Here is a 19,293-nt window from a genome sequence, read left to right on the forward strand (position 1 = left end):
CCGGTTGAAAAATTGGCATCGAACAACGCAATCCGCATCCGCGGCGCTCGGCAACACAATCTCAAGAATCTCGATCTCGACCTGCACACCGGCCAGATGACGGTCGTCACCGGCCCTTCCGGTTCGGGTAAATCGAGTCTCGTGTTCGACACGCTTTATGCCGAAGGCCAGCGGCGCTATGTCGAAACCTTCAGCGCCTACGCCCGGCAGTTTCTCGATCGCATGGACCGGCCGCAGGTGGATCGCGTGGATGGAGTGCCGCCCGCCATCGCCATCGACCAGACGAACCCGGTGCGCAGCTCGCGCTCGACCGTCGGCACGATGACCGAACTGAACGATCACCTGAAGCTGTTCTACGCCCGCGCCGCCGAACTGTTCGACAAGAAGTCCGCGCTGCGCGTGCGTCATGACACGCCGGAAACCATTTACGCCGAACTGCTCGAGCGCACGCGCACGGACGACCCGCGTCTCGCGATCACGTTCCCGGTCGAATTGCCGGACAGCGCAAGCGATGACGAAGTTGCCCAATGGCTTTCCGCGAGCGGCTATACGCGCGTTCAGGCGAAACGTCACATCGAAACCGAAAGCGGCAAGCGCCAGTTGCTCGACGTCGTCGCGGACCGTTTTCGCCTGCACAACACCGAACGCTCGCGCGCGCTCGAAGCGATCGAAAGCGCGCTCTTGCGCGGCACCGGTCGCGTGAATGTGTACATGCTGAAGGACGAAGGCGAGCCGGAAATCTGGCGCTTCTCGACCGGTCTGCATAGCCCCGAAAGCGATCTGCGTTACGCGGACCCGCAGCCCGCGCTGTTCTCGTTCAATTCGGCCTACGGCGCGTGCGAAGCGTGCCGTGGTTTCGGCCGCGTGATCGGCGTGGATTTCGGCCTCGTCATTCCCGATGAAAAGAAGACGCTGCGCGAGGGCGCGGTCAAGACGCTGCAAACGCCCGCGTGGAAAGAAAATCAGGACGATCTCGTGCGCTACGGCGCGAAGGCGGGCATTCGTCTCGGCGTGCCATGGAACGAACTCACGCAGAAGGAACGCGACTGGGTCATCCACGGATCGCCCGACTGGACCGGCAAGTGGCAGAACCAGTGGTACGGCGTGCAGCGCTTCTTCGACTATCTGGAGTCGAAGGCGTACAAGATGCATATCCGCGTGCTGCTCTCGAAGTACCGCAGCTATACGACGTGCCCGACATGCGACGGCGCGCGTCTGAAGACCGAATCCATGCTGTGGCGTCTCGGCACGAAGGAGCAGGCCGATGCCGTGCTCGCGCCGGCCAGTCGCTTCATGCCGAAGGGCGTCGACTGGACACGCGAGCAGCTCGAAGCGCTGCCCGGTCTCACCGTGCACGATCTCATGCTGATGCCGATAGAGCGCATCCGCCGCTTCTTCGATTCGCTCACGCTGCCCTCGACCTTGCTCGATGAAGCACTCAAGCTCTTGCACGCCGAGGTGCGCACGCGTCTGAAGTATCTCTGCGATGTCGGGCTCGGCTATCTCACGCTGGACCGGCAGAGCCGCACGCTGTCGGGCGGCGAAGTGCAGCGTATCAATCTGACGACCGCGCTCGGCACTTCGCTCGTCAATACGCTTTTCGTGCTGGATGAACCGAGCATCGGGCTGCATCCGCGCGATTTGAACCGCATCGTCGAGGCCATGCATCGTCTGCGCGATGCGGGCAATACGCTCGTCGTCGTGGAGCACGATCCATCGGTGATGCTTGCGGCGGATCGTCTCATCGACATGGGTCCGGGGCCGGGTGAACGCGGCGGGCAGATCGTCTATGACGGCACGCCGGGCGATATCGAGTCGAGCGACACGCTCACCGGCGCCTATCTCGGCGGCCGCAAGCAAGTGGCGCACGCGTCGAACTGGAATCGTCGCGCGACCGACGCGAAGACGCCGCGTCTCGTGCTCGAAGGCGCGAGCGATCACAACCTGCAAGACGTGACGGTCGAGATTCCGTTGCAACGCCTCGTCTGCGTGACAGGCGTATCGGGTTCGGGCAAATCGACCTTGATTCAGGACGTGCTCGCGCCCGCGCTCATGCGTCACTTCGGCAAGGCGACCGAGACGCCGGGCGCATTTCGCGCGTTGAAGGGCGCGGAGCAACTGAGCGATGTGGTCTTCGTCGATCAATCGCCTATCGGCCGCACGGCGCGCTCGAATCCGGCGAGTTACGTCGGCGCGTTCGACGAGTTGCGCAAGCTCTTTGCGAAAGCGCCGCTTGCCGCACAGCGCGGCTATAGCGCAAGCATGTTCAGCTTCAATTCCGGCGATGGCCGCTGCCCGACTTGCGGCGGCTCGGGCTTCGAACACGTCGAGATGCAGTTTCTGAGCGACGTCTATCTGCGGTGTCCCGATTGCGACGGCAGGCGTTATCGCGCGGAAATCCTCGATGTGAAGATCGAGCGCGGCGGCCGGCATCTGAGCGTGGCGGACGTGCTCGAACTCACGGTGAGCGAAGCCGTCGAGCTCTTTGCGAAGGATGCGGAAGTATTGCGTGTGTTGCAGCCTATCGTCGATGTCGGCCTCGAATACGTGAAGCTCGGTCAGCCGGTGCCCACGCTTTCGGGCGGCGAAGCGCAGCGCCTGAAACTCGCGGGTTTTCTGGCGGAAACCGCGTCGCCCGCGAGCAAGAGCGAAGCGAAGCACGGCCGCCTCTTCATGTTCGACGAGCCCACCACGGGCCTGCATTTCGACGACATCGCCAAGCTCATGCGTGCGCTGGGCCGTCTGCTCGAACGCGGGCATTCGTTGATCGTCATCGAACACAATCTCGACGTGATTCGCGCGGCCGACTGGATCATCGATCTCGGTCCGGAAGGTGGCGACGGCGGCGGTCAGGTGGTATGTGTCGGCACGCCGGATGAAGTGGCCGCGTGCGAGCATTCGCACACGGGCCGCGCGCTCGTCGATTATGAAGAAGCGATGACGCCCGGCGCCGCCGACAAGCGCGCGGGCGTGCCGCTGCAACTAGCCGCGGAAGTGGCGAGCGCGCGCCGTGCTCTGCAGGGCGAGGACGTGGTGCGTATCGTGAATGCGCGCGAACACAACCTTAAGTCGCTCGATGTCGATATCCCGCATAACAAGTTCAACGTGGTCACGGGCGTGTCGGGCTCGGGCAAATCGACGCTCGCCTTCGACATTCTTTTCCACGAAGGTCAGCGCCGTTACCTCGAATCGCTCAATGCGTATGCGCGTTCCATCGTGCAGCCCGCAGGCCGGCCGGAAGTCGATGCGGTCTATGGCATTCCGCCGACCGTGGCAATCGAACAGCGTCTCTCGCGCGGCGGCCGCAAGAGCACGGTCGCGACCACGTCGGAAGTCTGGCACTTCCTTCGGCTGCTCTATGTGAAGCTCGGCATACAGCACTGCGTCAACGACGGCACGCCGGTGCAGGCGCAAAGTTCGGAGTCGATAGCCGCGCAGATTTTGCGCGACTACAAGGGTCAGCACGTCGGCCTGCTCGCGCCGCTCGTCGTGAATCGCAAGGGCGTCTACACCGATCTCGCGAAATGGGCAAAGGCGCGCGGCAACTCGCATCTGCGTGTGGATGGCGAATTCCTCTCCGTCGATCCGTGGCCGAAGCTCGATCGTTTCCGCGAACATACGATCGAACTGCCCGTGGCGGACCTCGTGGTATCGGCGGATAACGAAGCGGAACTGCGCCGCCTGCTGGACGATGCGCTCGAACTCGGCAAGGGCGTGATGCATTTGTGCGCGCCGCTCGACGATCTGCACGGCGCGTTGTCCAATGGCAAGAAGCGCGGCAAGGAAGAGACCATCGTGTTCTCGACCAAGCGCGCATGTCCCAGTTGCGGCACGAGTTACCCTGAACTCGATCCGCGTATGTTTTCGTACAACAGCAAGCACGGTTGGTGCAACACATGCGTGGGCACGGGCGTGAAACTCACGCGCGAACAGCGCGCCGCATTCGACGATACGGTCTTCGCGCAGGACGATCGCGGCCGCGAACAGAGCATCGGTTCGGTGGATCAGGAACCGGACGATATCGTCGATCAACCGTGTCCCGAGTGCGAAGGCACGCGTCTGAACGACGTGGCGCGCGCCGTCACGTTCGGCAATTATCCGATCACGGAGGTCGGTCGCTGGACCGTGACCGACACGCGCGAATGGATCGCGGCGCTCAAGCTGCAAGGCCGCGATGCGGACATCGCGCGCGATGTCATCAGCGAGATCGAAGGGCGTCTGCAATTTCTCGAGGAAGTGGGCCTCGGTTATCTGAGTCTGGATCGCGCCGCGCCCACGCTGTCGGGCGGCGAAGCGCAGCGCATCCGGCTCGCGGCGCAGCTTGGCAGCAACCTGCAAGGCGTGTGTTACGTGCTCGATGAACCGACCATCGGACTGCATCCGCGTGACAATCTGATCCTGCTGTCCGCGCTCAAGAAGCTCAACGACAAGGGCAATACGCTCGTCGTCGTCGAGCACGACGAGGACACCATTCGCCGCGCGGATCACGTCATCGATATCGGGCCGGGCGCGGGCAAGCGCGGCGGCACGGTGGTCGCGCAGGGCACGGTGTCGGACCTCGCCGCGCACAAGGACTCGCTCACGGGTCAGATGCTCGCGAACCCGATCGTGCATCCGTTGCAGCCGCGTCGGGAAGTGCGCGCGGCCGCGGGCAAGCGGCCCGCCGTGCCCGAGCAATGGCTCACGGTCGAAAAGGCGACGCTACACAATCTGCGCAACGTGACGGCGAGCGTGCCGCTCAATCGTCTGGTCGCCATCACGGGCGTTTCCGGTTCGGGCAAGTCCACGCTCGCGCGCGACGTGCTGATGACCAACCTGCTCGATGCCGTCGGCCGCTCGGTGCTTTCGTCGCCCGCCGTGCGGCGCGCGCGCCGCGCCGTGCAGACCGATGCGCCCGCGAAGTCGCGCGCTTCCGTGCTGGCACGCGAAGCGCCGCGCCCCAAGTTCGATGTCGTGCACGCGTGGCAAGGCTGCGCGGGCGTGACCGGCTTCGAGTCGATCGATCGCGTGCTGGAAGTGGATCAGACGCCCATCGGCAAGACGCCGCGTTCGTGTCCGGCTACGTATATCGGCATGTGGGACACCATCCGCAAGCTTTTCGCCGATACGCTCGAAGCCCGCGCGCGCGGCTACACGCCATCGCGTTTCTCGTTCAACACCGGCGACGGACGCTGCCCGGCGTGCGAAGGCCAGGGCGTGCGCACTATCGCCATGAGCTTCTTGCCGGACGTAAAGGTGCCGTGCGATGTTTGCCACGGCCAGCGCTTCAATCCGGAGACGCTTGCGGTGACTTGGCGCGGCAAGAATATCGGCGAAGTGCTGACCATGGAGATCGACGAAGCCGTGGAGTTCTTCGCGTCGATGAACAGCATCGCGCATCCGTTGCAGTTGATGAAGGACGTGGGCCTCGGTTATCTCACGCTCGGCCAGCCGTCGCCGACGCTCTCGGGCGGCGAGGCGCAGCGCATCAAACTCGTCACCGAGTTGTCGAAGGTGCGCGACGACATCACGCGGCGTGGCCAGAAGCCGCCGCACACGCTCTACGTGCTCGACGAACCGACGGTCGGTCTGCATATGGCCGATGTCGCCAAGCTGATTCGCGTGCTGCATCGGCTGGTGGATGGCGGGCATAGCGTGATCGTCATCGAGCACGATCTCGATGTGATCGCCGAAGCGGACTGGGTGCTCGATCTTGGACCCGAAGGCGGCGTGAACGGCGGCACGATCGTCGCGGCGGCGGACCCGGAAACGCTGGCGAGCCATCCGCGCAGTCACACCGGAACGGCGCTGCGGCCCGTGCTCGGTCGAACGCGCGCGACGGAAAACGCGGCCTGAAAATCGCGATCTGGCGCGGGCTTGCAGTCAAGCCCGCGCCGTCGCATTGGGTGGAGCAATCATGTCTCAAGCCATTTCGGATCTGAACACGCTGCTCGCTTCGATGCGTCCCGAGCTTCAGCCCGGCGTCTATGTGTTCGCGTCCCTGCCGCACGATGCGGTGGTGAGCGGCGCGGGCATCGTCGCCACGTTCCGTGAACGCGAAGGCATGACCGTCGTGATGGAGGAAGCGGCGGCGCAAGCGGCGAACATCGCGCCGTTGTTTCGCGCCGCGTGGATCACGCTCACGGTGCATTCGGACCTCGCCGCAGTCGGGCTGACGGCTGCGTTCGCGCGGGCGCTCGGCGACGCGGGCATCAGTTGCAATGTGCTTGCGGCGGCTTATCACGATCACATCTTCGTGCCGGTGGAGCATGCCGGGCGCGCAATCGACACCCTCTTAGCCTTGCAGCGAAGTGCTGATAAGCTTGCGCCCTCGTCAAACCCGCCAACTCGATAGCACAGCATGGATACGCAGGATAAAACCGTCGCGCTCAAGCGCATGAAGTGGTTCGCAGCCGCGCTGCTCGTCGCGGCGGGCGCGCTTTTCGCGCTCGCCAAAAGTCAGCACGATGCCGGCGCGTGGGCGTGGGTCTCGTCGTTCGCGGAAGCCGCGATGGTCGGCGCGCTCGCGGACTGGTTCGCGGTCGTCGCGCTGTTCCGGCATCCGCTCGGCGTACCGATTCCGCATACCGCCATCCTTCCCGCGAACAAGGCGCGGGTGGCGGACAACCTCGCCGCATTCGTGCGCGACCGCTTTCTCGGCACCGATGCGCTCGTCGCGCGCGTCAACGCCTTCGACCCGGCAAGCCGCCTGTCGCTCTGGCTCGCCGAGCCCAAGAACGCCGCGTTGCTCGGCAACAAGGCAGTGACGGCGGTCGGTCAGTTGCTGTCCCTGATCGACGACGAGCGTGTCAAGTCGATGCTTCACGAAGCCATCCGCCGCCGCGCCGAGCAATTCGATCTCGCGGGCGCGGCGGGCGAAGTACTGTCGACGCTGACGGAGGATCGCCGTCATCAGTTGCTGCTCGACGAAGGCCTGAAGCAGATGGCCGCGTGGCTCGACAAGCCCGAAGTGCAGGAGATGCTGGCGGCGCGCATCGTCGGCGTGGCGGGCGAGGAGTATCCGAAGCTCATCGGCATGCTGGGTTTCGTCGGACTGAACGCGGAGGAACTCGGCGCGAAGTTCGCGGCAGGTCTCGTGCGCGGCGCGAATCAATGGCTGCACGATGTCAGCGAGGACCCGGAACACGAGCGTCGCAAGGCTTTTGACGAAGCGGTCGCGCGCTTCATCGAGCGTCTTAGGAGCGATCCGGCGTTCAAGTCGCGTATCGACGACCACAAACGCGAGTGGCTCGCGCGGCCGGAGTTGCGCGGCTACGTGAGCGGTCTTTGGGACGAGTTCATCGGCTGGCTCGACGCCGATCTCAAGCGCCCGGACTCGACGCTGCACGCGCGCGTCGTGGCGGTGGCCGGCAGCTTTGCGCAGGCGCTGGGCGGCGATCCGGCCTTGCGCGATTCGATCAACGAACACATGCGCGACGCGCTGAAAGCGCTTGCGCCGGAGTTGCGCGAGGGGATCGCGAAACACATCGCCGCGACCGTCAAGCAATGGGACGACGCCACGCTCGTGCGCGATGTCGAGCTGAATATCGGCCGCGATCTGCAGTTCATTCGCGTGAACGGCACGCTCGTGGGCGGCGCGGTCGGGCTGCTGATTCATGCGGTAACGGTTCTTACGGCCTGACGCTTTATCGCCGCTCCACGCTCAGACGCCCGGCGGAGCGCCTGCCGCCGGCGTCATCGATGGTCACGGACAAGCCGGAAGTGAGCGCTATTTCCAGCAACGCGTTGCGGTTCGCGTCGGCGTTCGCGGCGGTCCGCACGCGCCACTCCATGCCGTCGGGTGTCTGGAGCACGTAGCTCGGCTGGTCGCCGGCGCAGTTGGCATCGATCAAGCGCGTGACATTGCCCGTTTTCGTGCCGGCATGACGTTCGTCACCACAATGAAAACTGGGACTGCCCGCGCGCGGCAGGCCGACCGCGACGCCTGTTACGACGGAATTGACGTCTGCGGTGATACTGACCGGCAACCCCCACGCCAGCGCGCGGACCAACATGTGGTGGCGGTGAGGGCAGATCTTCGCGTTCATTTGCACGCAATATTGGCGGCCGTCCCACGCGCGCAAAAGGTAATTGACTCGATCGAGCATGTCGTAATCGATTATGCGAGTGAGAAAGCCGGTACGCGTTTCGGTCAGCCTGAGACTGAAACAGATCAGCGGCGGCGTTTCTTCGGCGAGATAAGTGCCGATTGAAAGGCCGGTGACATAATGGTATTCATTGCCATATACGGTAAGTGGCAGGCCGGCACCCACTGCCATTATCATTAACCCAAGTTTTTCAGCGTCCGGTCGCCGTTCCAGACGAGCGTGATAACGCGCGCCATCCACGCTTTTTAGAACGATCCCGAGCGTGTCGCAGGTTTCGGTATCGATTATCTCTTCGATGAAACCTGTACGCGGCGTATTGCCGAGCGGCTCGGCCGTGCACTCGATATTCGGACCGAAGCGCCGTGAGCCGATCGAAACGCCCGTGACGTAATAATCCGCGCTGGCGCGAATAGTCACCGGCAAGCCCGATCTGAACGCCATGAGCATCAGCATATGGCGATTGCGGTTATCATCCGGCGTCATTTGCGCGCAATAATGCGAACCGTCGGGGCAGCGCAGAATATAGCCGAAGGTTCCGAGGCTGTCGGCATCGTCTATCTGCACGATGAGTCCGGTCCTGACGTCGTTCAGCAGGTTCCATTTGAAGAGCGAGGTCTCGGATAACCGCATGTGTTTCAAGCCTACGGAAACAACGTCAATAAATCGTTGGCAATTAGCATTGATCGATACCGGCAAGCCAAGCGCCATTGAAAGCTGCAGTAATGCGTTTCGGTAGGGGTGATCGAGTTTATTCAATAACGCGCAATAATGTGTGTTCTCGCGGGTTTTAAGCACGTAGGTAACGCAATCAGAATCCGTATTATCGATCGACCGGATAATCGAGCCGCTTCGGGTATCCATGAGAAAGGACTCGGCCTGCCCATTGACCAGCGCATTTCTTGGTGTTCGGAATCGCATGACTGCCTCGAGAGCGGGCGGTTGTGAAATGATCGGCTTTTGGAAGCGCAAACGGGAAACTAAACCAAATAAGCGTGTAGACGCTTCACCGCAATTTCATTGCGATGCTGTATCGGCTAGAACGAAGGTTTCTAAAGAGAGTAGGAAGTGACACGAATTTAGATAAACAATTTTTCGGCGTCAATTATGGTTTCGCCTTTTTTCGGGGGGTGTGCATGGGTGGGTAGTCATTTGCAGATGCATTTGAAGACAAGTTGAATATCACTCGACTGAAATCCTGCTTTTTCGCATCTATCGCGTTTAAAAGACGCCGAACAAAGCACGCAGTCGCGAAGAATTAGCGCTGCAGCATTGCGCGAGCCGGGAGAGAATGCGAACTTGCACGCGCCAGCGGCCCTTCCGGAAGCTCATGCCCAATTCAAACACCGAACTCATCGAGCGGTTCTACCGCGCCTTTCAGGAGCGCGACGCCGAGGGGATGGCCGCGTGTTACGCGCCCGACATCCGCTTTCAGGACCCCGCGTTCGGCCTGCTGCACGGCCGTGAGGTCGGCGACATGTGGCGCATGTTGCTCGGCCGCGCGGCGGATTTCTCGCTGACGGTGGATGAAATCCGCTCGATCGGGCAGACCGCGAGCGCCGTCGCCATCGCGCGTTATACCTATTCGGCCACGGGCCGGCCGGTCGTCAATCGTATCGAGTCGCGCTTTGCTATCCGCGATGGCTTCATCGTCGAACACATCGACACCTTCGATCTCTGGCGCTGGAGCCGTCAGGCGCTCGGCGCGAGCGGTTTGCTGCTCGGCTGGACACCGCGAATGCGCGCGACGATCCAGAAGAAGGCGCGGCGCGCGCTCAGCGATTATCGGAACAAGGCGGCGACATGACGCGTATCGAAGCGAATCGGGACGCGCCTTTCGACGCCGCGCGCCTGGAAGACGAATGGCTCGAACCGGATGCCTTCGGCGGCTTCGCGTCGGGCACCGTCGGCACGTTACGCACGCGGCGCTATCAGGCGTTGCTGCTCGCCGCCACCGCGCCGCCCGCCGGGCGCGTCGTGCTGGTGAATGGCGTCGAGGCATGGCTCGATGTAAACGGAAAGCGCCACGCGCTCACGATGCAACGCTACGCGCCCGACGTGCTGTACCCGGACATCTCCGCCAGCCTCCGCTCCTTCGATACTTCGCCGTGGCCCACGTGGCGCTTTCGCATTGGCGACGAAACGGTGGCGAGCGCGGAAGTGTTCGTCGTGAAGGACAGCGGCGAGACGGTGCTGCGCTGGCGGCTCGAAACGCCCGTGCCGAAAGCCACGCTCGAAGTGCGGCCGCTTCTTTCGGGCCGCGACTATCACGCGCTGCATCACGAGAACGGCGCGTTTTCCATCGATGCAACCGTCGACGTGGAGCGTGTGCATTGGCGTCCGTACGCCGATCTGCCGGCTATCGGCGCGACGTCGAACGGGGCTTATCGGCACGCGCCGGACTGGTATCGCAACTTCAGCTATGCGCGTGAGCGCGACCGCGGGCTCGATTTCACCGAAGACCTCGCCGCACCCGGCGTCTTCAGCTTCGATCTCGTACGCGGCGATGCGGTGCTGATCTTTCATGCCGACACCGGCCGCGAACAGGCGCACGAGGGCAATGCGGTAGCGCTTGCCACCCGACTCGCCACGCGAGAGAGCCAAAGGCGCGCCGCGTTCGGCTCGCGGCTCGCGCGTTCCGCCGACGCCTATATCGTGGATCGCAACGTTGGCAAGACGGTCATCGCGGGCTATCCGTGGTTCACCGACTGGGGCCGCGACACCTTCATCTCGATGCGCGGTCTTCTGCTCGCGGCGGGCCGTTTCGCCGATGCCGAATCGATTCTGCTCGAATGGGCCGATACGCTCTCGGACGGCATGCTGCCCAACCGCTTCCCGGACGGCGGCGGCATGCCCGAATACAACTCGGTCGATGCCTCGCTGTGGTTCGCCGTGGCGGTGCACGATTACCTGGCGACGGGCCACGCCAGCGCCGCGACCGCGAGCCGCCTGCAACACGCGGTCGACTCCATTCTCGAAGGCTATACGCGCGGCACGCGCTTTGGCATCGCGGCGGACGCGGACGGTCTGTTGCGCGCGGGCGTCCCGGGCGTTCAGCTCACGTGGATGGACGCGAAGGCGGGCGACTGGGTGGTGACGCCGCGCATCGGCAAACCGGTGGAAGTCGAGGCGCTGTGGTTCAACGCGCTGTCGATAGCAAGCGCGTGGAATGCGCGCTGGACCGCGCCGCGCGACGCTGCGCGCGCGGCTTTCCTCGCGCGCTTCGTCGATCCCGACACACGCGCGCTGTACGATGTCGTCGATGCCGATCACGAAGCCGGCAAGCTCGATCGTTCGATCCGTCCGAATCAGATCTTTGCGCTGGGCGGTCTGCCTTTCGCGCTCGTCGATGGCGACATCGCTCAAGCCGTGCTCGCGCAAGTGGAAACCCAACTGCTGACACCACTCGGCTTGCGCACGCTCGCGCCGGCCGACCCGGCGTATCGTCCGCGTTATGCGGGTGGCGTGTTGGAACGCGACGGCGCCTATCATCAGGGAACCGTGTGGCCCTGGCTCATCGGGCCGTTCATCGAGGCGTGGATTCGTGTGCATGGCGCAGCGGGCGCGCGCGAGCGCTTCATTGCGCCGCTCGAAGCGCATCTGGACAGGTACGGTCTCGATCATCTGTCCGAAGTCGCCGACGGCAATGCACCCCATACGCCTGGCGGCACACCTTTCCAGGCGTGGTCGCTCGGCGAATTGCTGCGCATAGAAAAGCTTCTGACCGAAACACGCTAAATTACGAGTCTTACCCGCGGCATCGAACGCCGCTCATCAGGAGAAATATCCATGCCGAAATCGCGCGCCGTCAATCAGATCGACACCGTCGAAGGCTCGCGTCTGCATTCGAGCGATTGCCCGCGCTGGCAACGCTGGGGACCGTATCTGAGCGAACGGCAATGGGGCACGGTGCGCGAGGATTACAGCGATAACGGCACCGCGTGGGATTACTTTCCGCACGATCACGCGCGCAGCCGGGCGTATCGCTGGGGCGAGGACGGCATCGCCGGATTCGGCGACGACAAGCTCAACTGGTGCGTCTCGCTCGCCTTGTGGAACGGCGCCGATCCGATCATCAAGGAACGGCTTTTCGGGCTCACCAACGAGCAGGGCAATCATGGCGAGGATGTGAAGGAGCTGTACTTTTACATCGACGGCACGCCGACGCACTCGTACATGCGCATGCTCTACAAGTATCCGCATGCGGCGTTTCCTTATTCCGATCTCATCGAGGAAAACGCGCGGCGCGGCGCGGACAAGCCCGAATACGAAGTGCTCGATACCGGCGTGTTCGACGATGGCCGCTACTTCGACGTGCAGGTGGAATACGCGAAGCACACGGCGGACGACATCGTCATGCGCGTGAAAGTGGAGAATCGCGCGGACTGCGCCGCTACCATCGACGTCATGCCGCAGATGTGGGCGCGCAATACGTGGTCGTGGAAGAAGGTGTCCGATAAACCCTCGCTGAAACTTCAGACGGTGAACGGCGTGACCTATGTCGCGGCGGAACACGGCGCACACGAACAGATGGTACTCACGGCATGGTCGCCGGATACGCCCGATGTCGAATGGCTCTTCTGCGAGAACGACACCAACGTCAAGCGTCTTTTCAACATGGAGGGTCCGGGTCCGTTCAAGGATGGCGTGAACGACTACATCGTCCACGAGGACGAACACGCGATTCGCCGCGACACCGGCACGCGCGCGACGGCTCGCGCGCATCTCGAGATCGCGCCATTCGGGACGGCGACAGTGTTCATGCGCTGGCGTCCCGAATCCGCGCCCGACACCGTGCCGCTCGATGCCGACGCGCTCTTCGCGCGCCGTATCGCGGAAGCCGACGAGTTCTACGGCGCGTTGCAGCACGACATCACCGACGCCGATCAGCGGCTCGTGCAACGTCAGGCGCTCGCTGGCATGCTGTGGTCGAAGCAGTATTACCAATTCGACGTTACGCGCTGGCTCGACGGCGATCCGCTGCAACCTACGCCGCCGCAATCGCGCCGTCGCGGGCGCAATGCGGAGTGGCGGCATCTGTGCAACGCGGACATCGTGTCGATGCCGGACAAGTGGGAATATCCGTGGTACGCGTCGTGGGATCTCGCGTTCCATGCGGCCGCCTTCGCATTGATCGATCCGGAGTTCGCCAAACGCCAGATGCTGTTGCTCGTGAAGGACCGTTATCAGCATCCGAATGGCCAGTTGCCCGCCTACGAATGGGCTTTCGGCGACGCCAATCCGCCCGTGCACGCGTGGGCGACGTGGCGCGTCTACGAGATCGACCGCGCGATCACCGGCAAGGGCGACCGCGACTTCCTGGAACTCGCGTTCCACAAGCTGCTGCTCAACTTCTCGTGGTGGGTCAACCGCAAGGACGCCGACGACCGCAACATCTTCCAGGGCGGCTTCCTCGGGCTGGATAACGTCGGCATCTTCGATCGCTCGTCGCCGCTGCCGACAGGCGGTCATATCGATCAGGCCGATGGCACCGCATGGATGGCCGCGTACGCGCTCGACCTCATGCGTATCGCGCTCGAACTGGCCTACGCGAACAAGGTGTTCGTGGATATCGCGGTGAAGTTCTTCGAGCACTTCCTGTATATCGCGGAAGCCGTGAGCTGCGAGGACGACTGCGACACGGGTTTGTGGGACGGCGAGGACGAGTTCTTCTACGACAAGCTGCGTCTGCCGGACGGCTCGAATGTACCGATGCGCGTGCGGTCCATCGTCGGGCTCATTCCCATGTTCGCCGTGCACGTGCTCGAACCGAACGTGCACAAGGCGCTGCCGGGACTGCGCGACCGGCTGCACTGGTTCCTCGAACATCGGCCGGATCTCGCGCGGCTCGTGTCGCGCTGGAATATCGCGGGGCAGGGCAATAGCGTGCTGCTGTCGCTGTTGCGCGGGCATCGCATGAAGGCGCTGCTCAGACGCATGCTCGACGAAAGCGAGTTTCTCTCCGACCACGGCGTGCGCGCGCTGTCGCGGGTGCATCGCGACAATCCGTTCGTGTTCTATCACAACGGTGACAGCTTCTCGGTGCAGTATCTGCCGGCCGAGTCGAACTCGCGCGTGTTCGGCGGCAATTCGAACTGGCGCGGGCCGATCTGGATGCCGGTGAACTATCTGCTGATTGCGTCGCTGCACGAATTTCATCGCTATTACGGCGATGATTTTCGCGTGGAGTATCCGACCGGCTCGGGACAAAAGTTTTCGCTGAAACAGATCGCCGACGAACTCGCGCGCCGTCTGACCACGCTCTTCTTGCTCGACAAGAACGGCGAACGTCCGGTGATGGCGGCGTATCCGCAACTCCAGGCGGACTCGCGTTCGCGCGATCTCGTGTTGTTCCACGAATACTTTCACGGCGACAACGGACGCGGCGTGGGCGCATCGCATCAGACCGGCTGGAGCGGGCTCGTCGCGTTGCTGTTGCAGCCCTTGGCGATGGGACCGTCAGGCGTCGTGCCGCTCGCCGGCGAAACCGATGCCGAGGTGCAGGAGTTTGCTGGCGCCAAGTAACGGTCCGTCATCGTCGCTAAAAGTCAACCTCTGCCATCCGGCCGATAGTTAGGAAAAGTCGTATATCGCTTGCGTCTCCATCTGCGTAAGTTTGCGAAAACGCAAACTTGAGGACGGTTTGGAGATAAAAATGAAACAAACTACGCAAGGATATTCTGTCAGCGGCTATCAGACCGAATGGGGCGCCGCAACCCGCCAACGGACCGAAAATCAGGACAGTCCGCCCTACAAAATGGTCGTGGTGGTGTTCGCGGCGGCCATGCTGGGCGGCGCTTACGTGTCGGCCACGCTGCAAAGCATCGCGCTCGGCTGGATGGCGGGCGTCGGCATTCTGGGCGCGCTCGGCGCCGTCATTCACCGCTGGTGCACGGGTCCCGATGCACTGGAGCGCCGCCTGAACGCACGCGCCCGCGCGCGTCACAACGCGGTGGCCCGGTGCGGCATCAACTTCGATCTCAAGCAGCAGCGCTCTGGCGGATTTCGTTCGCGGAACTCAGCAACACGGGAATGGACTTCGAAGTCGGCGTCCCGGCACCATCAGCAGTGGACGACAACGGCACTAGCGGGTTGGTCTCAGGATAGTATGCGCCCAGGCATCCACGAGGAATGTCGTACGCAACGAGGGTGAAGCCGTCCACCTGGCGCACGACATCGTCATCCCAGACACTCGTGATATCCACGAGGTCGCCCGGTTCGAAGCCGAGCATGTCGATATCCTCGCGGTTCGCAAAGAGCACACGCCGCTGTCCGTACACGCCACGATAGCGGTCGTCGAGTCCGTAGATCGTCGTGTTGTACTGATCGTGCGAGCGCGTGGTCATGAGCGTCATCAGGCGCTCGCCGTGCAGGGCGCGGGCGCGGTGAATCGGCGTATCGACGGCAATGGGGTGCACGATGAACTGCGCCTTGCCGCTCGGCGTCTTCCAGACGCGCTCGCGTGAAGCCACGCCCAAATGAAAGCCGCCGGGTTGCTTCAACCGCTCGTTATAGCGCTCGAAGCCCTCGACCACTTTTTCTATGCCGTCGCGAATCAGCGCGTAGTCGTTCGCGTGCGCAAGCCAGTCCACCTTGCCCGAACCGAGCGTCGCATGCGCCATGCGCGCGATGATCGCCACCTCGGAAAGCAGATTCGGCGAAGCGGGCTTGTTCATGCCATACGAGATGTGGACCATGCTCATCGAGTCTTCCACGCTCACGCCTTGCGCCACGCCGTTCTGCATGTCGATCTCGGTACGGCCGAGCGTCGGCAGAATGAGCGCGTCGCGGCCATGCACGAGATGGCTGCGATTCAGCTTGGTCGTGATATGCACGGTGAGGTCGCACGAACGCATTGCTTCCCAGGTGCGCGGCGTGTCGGGCGTGGCGATCGAAAAATTGCCACCCAGGCCGATGAACACCTTCACGCGGCCTTCGAGCATCGCGTGAATGGATTCGACCACGTCGTAACCGTGCTCGCGCGGCGGCTCGAAGTCGTATGCCGCGCCGAGCTTGTCGAGAAACGCCTGCGTCGGCTTTTCCTCGATACCCACCGTGCGATCTCCCTGCACGTTCGAATGGCCGCGCACCGGGCAAAGCCCCGCGCCGCGCCGGCCGATATTGCCGCGCATCATCATCAGGTTGGACAGCAACTGCACGATCGGCACTGAATTCTTGTGCTGCGTGAGGCCCATGCCCCACGTCGAGATGACGGCGCGGCCTTGCGCGTAGATATCGGCGAGCTTCAAGATGTCGTCGATGGCCACGCCCGATTCCGCGACGATCATCTCCCAGTTCTCGGCGCGCAAGTCGGCGGCGAAGCTGTCGAAGCCAACCGTGTGTTGCGCGATGAAATCGACATCGAGCACGCGGGCCTGGCCATTGGCGAGCGCGGCATCGTCGAGTTCGATCACGCGTTTTGCCACGCCCTTGATGAGCGCGAAGTCGCCACCCACTTTCGGGCGGATGAACACGGAGCTGATCTTCACGCCCTTGGGCGAAAGCATGTCGAGTGTGTGCTGCGGGCTCGCGAACCGTTCGAGGCCGCGTTCTTTCAGCGGATTGATCGACACGATGGTCGCGCCACGTTTCGCGCAGTCGCGCAACTCGCCGAGCATGCGCGGATGGTTGGTCGCCGGATTCTGACCGAAGAGCAGCAGCGTGTCGGCGTGTTCGAAGTCGTCGAGCGTCACCGTGCCCTTGCCGACGCCCACGGTATGCGGCAGGCCACGGCTCGTTGCCTCGTGGCACATGTTCGAGCAGTCGGGGAAATTGTTCGTGCCGACCATCCGCACGAAGAGCTGATAAAGGAAAGCGGCTTCGTTGCTTGCACGGCCGGACGTGTAGAACGCGGCCTTGTCCGGATGGTCCAGCTTGTTGATGTGCGATGCGATCAACTCGAACGCCGCGTCCCATTCTATCGGCACATAACGGTCGCGCTTGGCGTCGTAGACAAGCGGGTCGGTCAGGCGGCCATGCTGTTCGAGTTCGTAGTCCGACTGCGCCATCAGCGAAGTCACCGTGTGCTCCTCGAAGAACGCGGGCGTGACGCGCTTCGCCGTGGCTTCGGCGGCAACCGCCTTGACGCCGTTTTCGCAGAATTCAAATGTCGATGCATGCGCCCGGTCCGGCCACGCGCACCCGGGGCAGTCGAAGCCATCCGGCTGATTCTGCTTGAAGAGCGTCCGGTAAGTGCCGCCCGCGACCTTCTCCTTGACGAGATTGATAGCCACCTGTTTGAGCGCGCCCCAGCCTGCGGCGGGGTGCGTGTACGGTTCGATGCGAGCTTCGGGCTTCTTCATGGTGTGGCGTGTCGACGCACAGGACGATTCGGTACGTCGATCCTACTGTTTCCCAAATGGCGCGCGGCGCACAGAAAACGTGAAATAGGAGGGATACAGTTGGTAGACTGAACGTCCTCCTTGTTTCGACACGACCGCCGCCGTGACCCTCTACGAAAAGCTCGCCGATGAGATCGAAGCCGCCGTGCGCCGTGGCGTGTTCGCGCCGGGCGAGCGCATTGCGTCGGTGCGGCAGGCGAGCCAGCAGCACGGCGTGAGCATCAAGACCGTGCTGCATGCCTATGCGTTGCTCGAAGGCCGCGGCGTGCTGGAAACGCGTCCGCAATCCGGCTATTTCGTGCGTGCCAGACCCAAGGCCAAAACGCCGCGTGACGAGACGAGGCGCCGCGCGCGTCCCGTGGCGGTGGCTTCCGAAGTGGACGTGAGCCGGCTCGTGCTCGCCACGCTGCGCAGCATCCGCGCGCACGACGCCGTGCCGTTCGGCTCGCCGTATCCCGATCCCGAGCCGTTCCCCTGGCGGCGCATCAACCAGTACGCGAACGCCATCGCGCGGCGGCACACGAGCTGGAATCTCATCGACGATCTGCCGCCCGGCAACCCCGAGCTCATCCGCCAGATCGCGCGGCGCTACGCGGAGAACGGCGTGAGCGTGGACCCGGCCGAAATCGTGATTACGGTCGGCGCAACGGAAGCGATCAATCTGAGTTTGCAGGCGGTCGCGAAGCCGGGCGATACCGTGGCCGTCGAGTCGCCAACGTATTACGCGATGCTGCACGCCATCGAGCGGCTCGGCATGCGCGCAATCGAGATGCCGACGCATGCCGTCGATGGCATCGACATCGAGGCGCTGGCGCAGATCATCGGCAAAAGAAAGATTGCTGCTTGCATGGTGATGCCGAATTTCCAGAACCCGCTCGGCTTTCTGATGCCGGATGCGCGCAAGCGGCAACTCGTCGAATTGCTGAGCGAGCACGAGATACCGGTGATCGAAAACGACGTGTATCACGAGCTCTATTTCGGCGATGCGCGGCCTACGACACTCAAAAGTTTCGATACCAAGGGGCTCGTGCTTCACTGCGCGTCGTTTTCGAAGAGTCTCACGGCGTCGTATCGAATCGGCTGGGCGATGCCGGGACGTTTTCGCGCGCAAGTCGAGAAGCTCAAGTTCCTCAACACGCTGACCACGCCTTCGGTGCCGCAAGTCGCCGTCGCCGATTATCTTCGTCAGGACGGTTACGACCGGCATCTGCGCGGCGTGCGCAAGCTCTATCAGCAACAGGCGCGCATCATGCGTGCGATGGTCGAGCGCTTCTTTCCGGCGGGCACGCGCACGTCCGCGCCACAGGGCGGTTATGTGCTTTGGGTCGAATTGCCGGAGCGCGTCGATTCGATGCAGCTTTATCGCGCGGCGCTCGAATGCGGTATCACGGTCGGGCCGGGCTATATGTTCTCGACGCGCAATGCCTTCAGCCACTTCATTCGCTTGAACTACAGCTATCCGTGGACCGCGCAGAGCGAGGCGGCATTGCAGCGTTTGGGCGAACTCGTCGGCGAAATCGATCGGCGCGCGGCACGAGACGACATAGAAAAGGAGACATAGATGAGCGATGACATCGATCCCATACTCGTCGCCGTTCTGGCGCAACTCTGGCGCGCGCGTCGGGAGAGCCCGGAGAAACCGTGGTCGCTTGCGAAGTTGGCGAAGCAGTCCGATTTGCCGATGAGCGCGTTGCGGCGGCAGCTTACCGGGCTCGCGGATGCGGGGCTGATCGAGATGTCGATCACGGAAGAGGGCGCGGGAAGTGCGTGGTTGAGCGCCGAAGGGGTGACGTTGTGTGCGGCCGTGTTTGGGGCGGAAGGGTGAGGCGAACGCGGCGCTGGTCTTGTGAAAGCATCGAAATCCATTC

10 protein-coding genes are annotated in these 19,293 nt (G+C 63.1%); 8 read left to right on the plus strand and 2 right to left on the minus strand.

Going from position 1 to position 19,293, the window contains the following annotated elements; translation table 11 throughout:
* The first annotated feature begins 12 nt into the window (after window positions 1-12).
* The 3 genes from uvrA to QCE79_RS26155 all read left to right on the plus strand — a co-directional run bounded on the left by uvrA (window position 13) and on the right by QCE79_RS26155 (window position 7,621).
* On the plus strand, window positions 13-5,835 hold the full coding sequence (gene uvrA, locus QCE79_RS26145) for an excinuclease ABC subunit UvrA (protein ID WP_309850592.1): 5,823 nt from the start codon (window positions 13-15) through the stop codon (window positions 5,833-5,835).
* A gap of 61 nt (window positions 5,836-5,896) precedes the next feature.
* The gene (locus QCE79_RS26150) at window positions 5,897-6,334 is read left to right on the plus strand and encodes an ACT domain-containing protein (protein ID WP_250493547.1); all 438 of its coding nucleotides are present in this window, start codon (window positions 5,897-5,899) and stop codon (window positions 6,332-6,334) included.
* A 6-nt stretch (window positions 6,335-6,340) separates the two neighbouring features.
* On the plus strand, window positions 6,341-7,621 hold the full coding sequence (locus tag QCE79_RS26155) for a DUF445 domain-containing protein (protein ID WP_250493546.1): 1,281 nt from the start codon (window positions 6,341-6,343) through the stop codon (window positions 7,619-7,621).
* Between the two features lie 4 nt (window positions 7,622-7,625).
* On the opposite strand, the gene QCE79_RS26160 is transcribed toward QCE79_RS26155, so the two are convergent.
* Window positions 7,626-8,948 (minus strand): hypothetical protein, encoded by a 1,323-nt coding sequence (locus QCE79_RS26160; RefSeq protein ID WP_309848798.1) that lies wholly within the window; start codon window positions 8,946-8,948, stop codon window positions 7,626-7,628.
* Window positions 8,949-9,414: 466 nt separating this feature from the next.
* On the opposite strand from QCE79_RS26160, the gene QCE79_RS26165 reads away from it, so the two are divergent.
* Genes QCE79_RS26165 through QCE79_RS26175 form a run of 3 tightly spaced genes read left to right on the plus strand, consistent with a single transcriptional unit; the run spans window position 9,415 to window position 14,609 of the window.
* On the plus strand, window positions 9,415-9,891 hold the full coding sequence (locus QCE79_RS26165; protein WP_250493544.1) for a nuclear transport factor 2 family protein: 477 nt from the start codon (window positions 9,415-9,417) through the stop codon (window positions 9,889-9,891).
* Entirely contained in the window at window positions 9,888-11,822 is a 1,935-nt protein-coding gene (locus tag QCE79_RS26170) for an amylo-alpha-1,6-glucosidase (protein WP_309848801.1), read from the plus strand. Before QCE79_RS26165 ends, QCE79_RS26170 begins: the two co-directional genes overlap by 4 nt.
* A 51-nt stretch (window positions 11,823-11,873) precedes the next feature.
* Window positions 11,874-14,609, plus strand: a complete 2,736-nt coding sequence (locus QCE79_RS26175) for an MGH1-like glycoside hydrolase domain-containing protein (RefSeq protein WP_309848803.1) — start codon at window positions 11,874-11,876, stop codon at window positions 14,607-14,609.
* 455 nt (window positions 14,610-15,064) lie between these two features.
* Here the strand turns inward: QCE79_RS26175 and QCE79_RS26180 are convergent, their stop codons facing one another.
* Window positions 15,065-17,386, minus strand: coding sequence for an FdhF/YdeP family oxidoreductase (locus QCE79_RS26180; protein WP_309848805.1), 2,322 nt, complete (start codon window positions 17,384-17,386; stop codon window positions 15,065-15,067).
* Window positions 17,387-17,528: 142 nt separating this feature from the next.
* Here QCE79_RS26180 and QCE79_RS26185 point away from each other — a divergent pair, with 142 nt between their 5' ends.
* Window positions 17,529-18,986: a PLP-dependent aminotransferase family protein gene (locus tag QCE79_RS26185; protein ID WP_309848808.1), complete on the plus strand. Its 1,458-nt coding sequence runs from the start codon at window positions 17,529-17,531 to the stop codon at window positions 18,984-18,986.
* Window positions 18,987-19,250, plus strand: a complete 264-nt coding sequence (locus QCE79_RS26190) for a helix-turn-helix domain-containing protein (RefSeq protein ID WP_309848813.1) — start codon at window positions 18,987-18,989, stop codon at window positions 19,248-19,250.
* Window positions 19,251-19,293 lie beyond the last annotated feature (43 nt).

Source organism: Caballeronia sp. LZ003 (assembly GCF_031451465.1).
Classification (GTDB): domain Bacteria; phylum Pseudomonadota; class Gammaproteobacteria; order Burkholderiales; family Burkholderiaceae; genus Caballeronia.

Bases quoted from the DNA above. Each gene is read 5' to 3' on its own strand.
- QCE79_RS26150 (WP_250493547.1), top strand. From the start codon at position 5,897: ATGTCTCAAGCCATTTCGGATCTGAACACGCTGCTCGCTTCGATGCGT.
- QCE79_RS26155 (WP_250493546.1), top strand. From the start codon at position 6,341: ATGGATACGCAGGATAAAACCGTCGCGCTCAAGCGCATGAAGTGGTTC.
- QCE79_RS26160 (WP_309848798.1), bottom strand. From the start codon at position 8,948: ATGGATACCCGAAGCGGCTCGATTATCCGGTCGATCGATAATACGGAT.
- QCE79_RS26165 (WP_250493544.1), top strand. From the start codon at position 9,415: ATGCCCAATTCAAACACCGAACTCATCGAGCGGTTCTACCGCGCCTTT.
- QCE79_RS26170 (WP_309848801.1), top strand. From the start codon at position 9,888: ATGACGCGTATCGAAGCGAATCGGGACGCGCCTTTCGACGCCGCGCGC.
- QCE79_RS26175 (WP_309848803.1), top strand. From the start codon at position 11,874: ATGCCGAAATCGCGCGCCGTCAATCAGATCGACACCGTCGAAGGCTCG.
- QCE79_RS26180 (WP_309848805.1), bottom strand. From the start codon at position 17,386: ATGAAGAAGCCCGAAGCTCGCATCGAACCGTACACGCACCCCGCCGCA.
- QCE79_RS26190 (WP_309848813.1), top strand. From the start codon at position 18,987: ATGAGCGATGACATCGATCCCATACTCGTCGCCGTTCTGGCGCAACTC.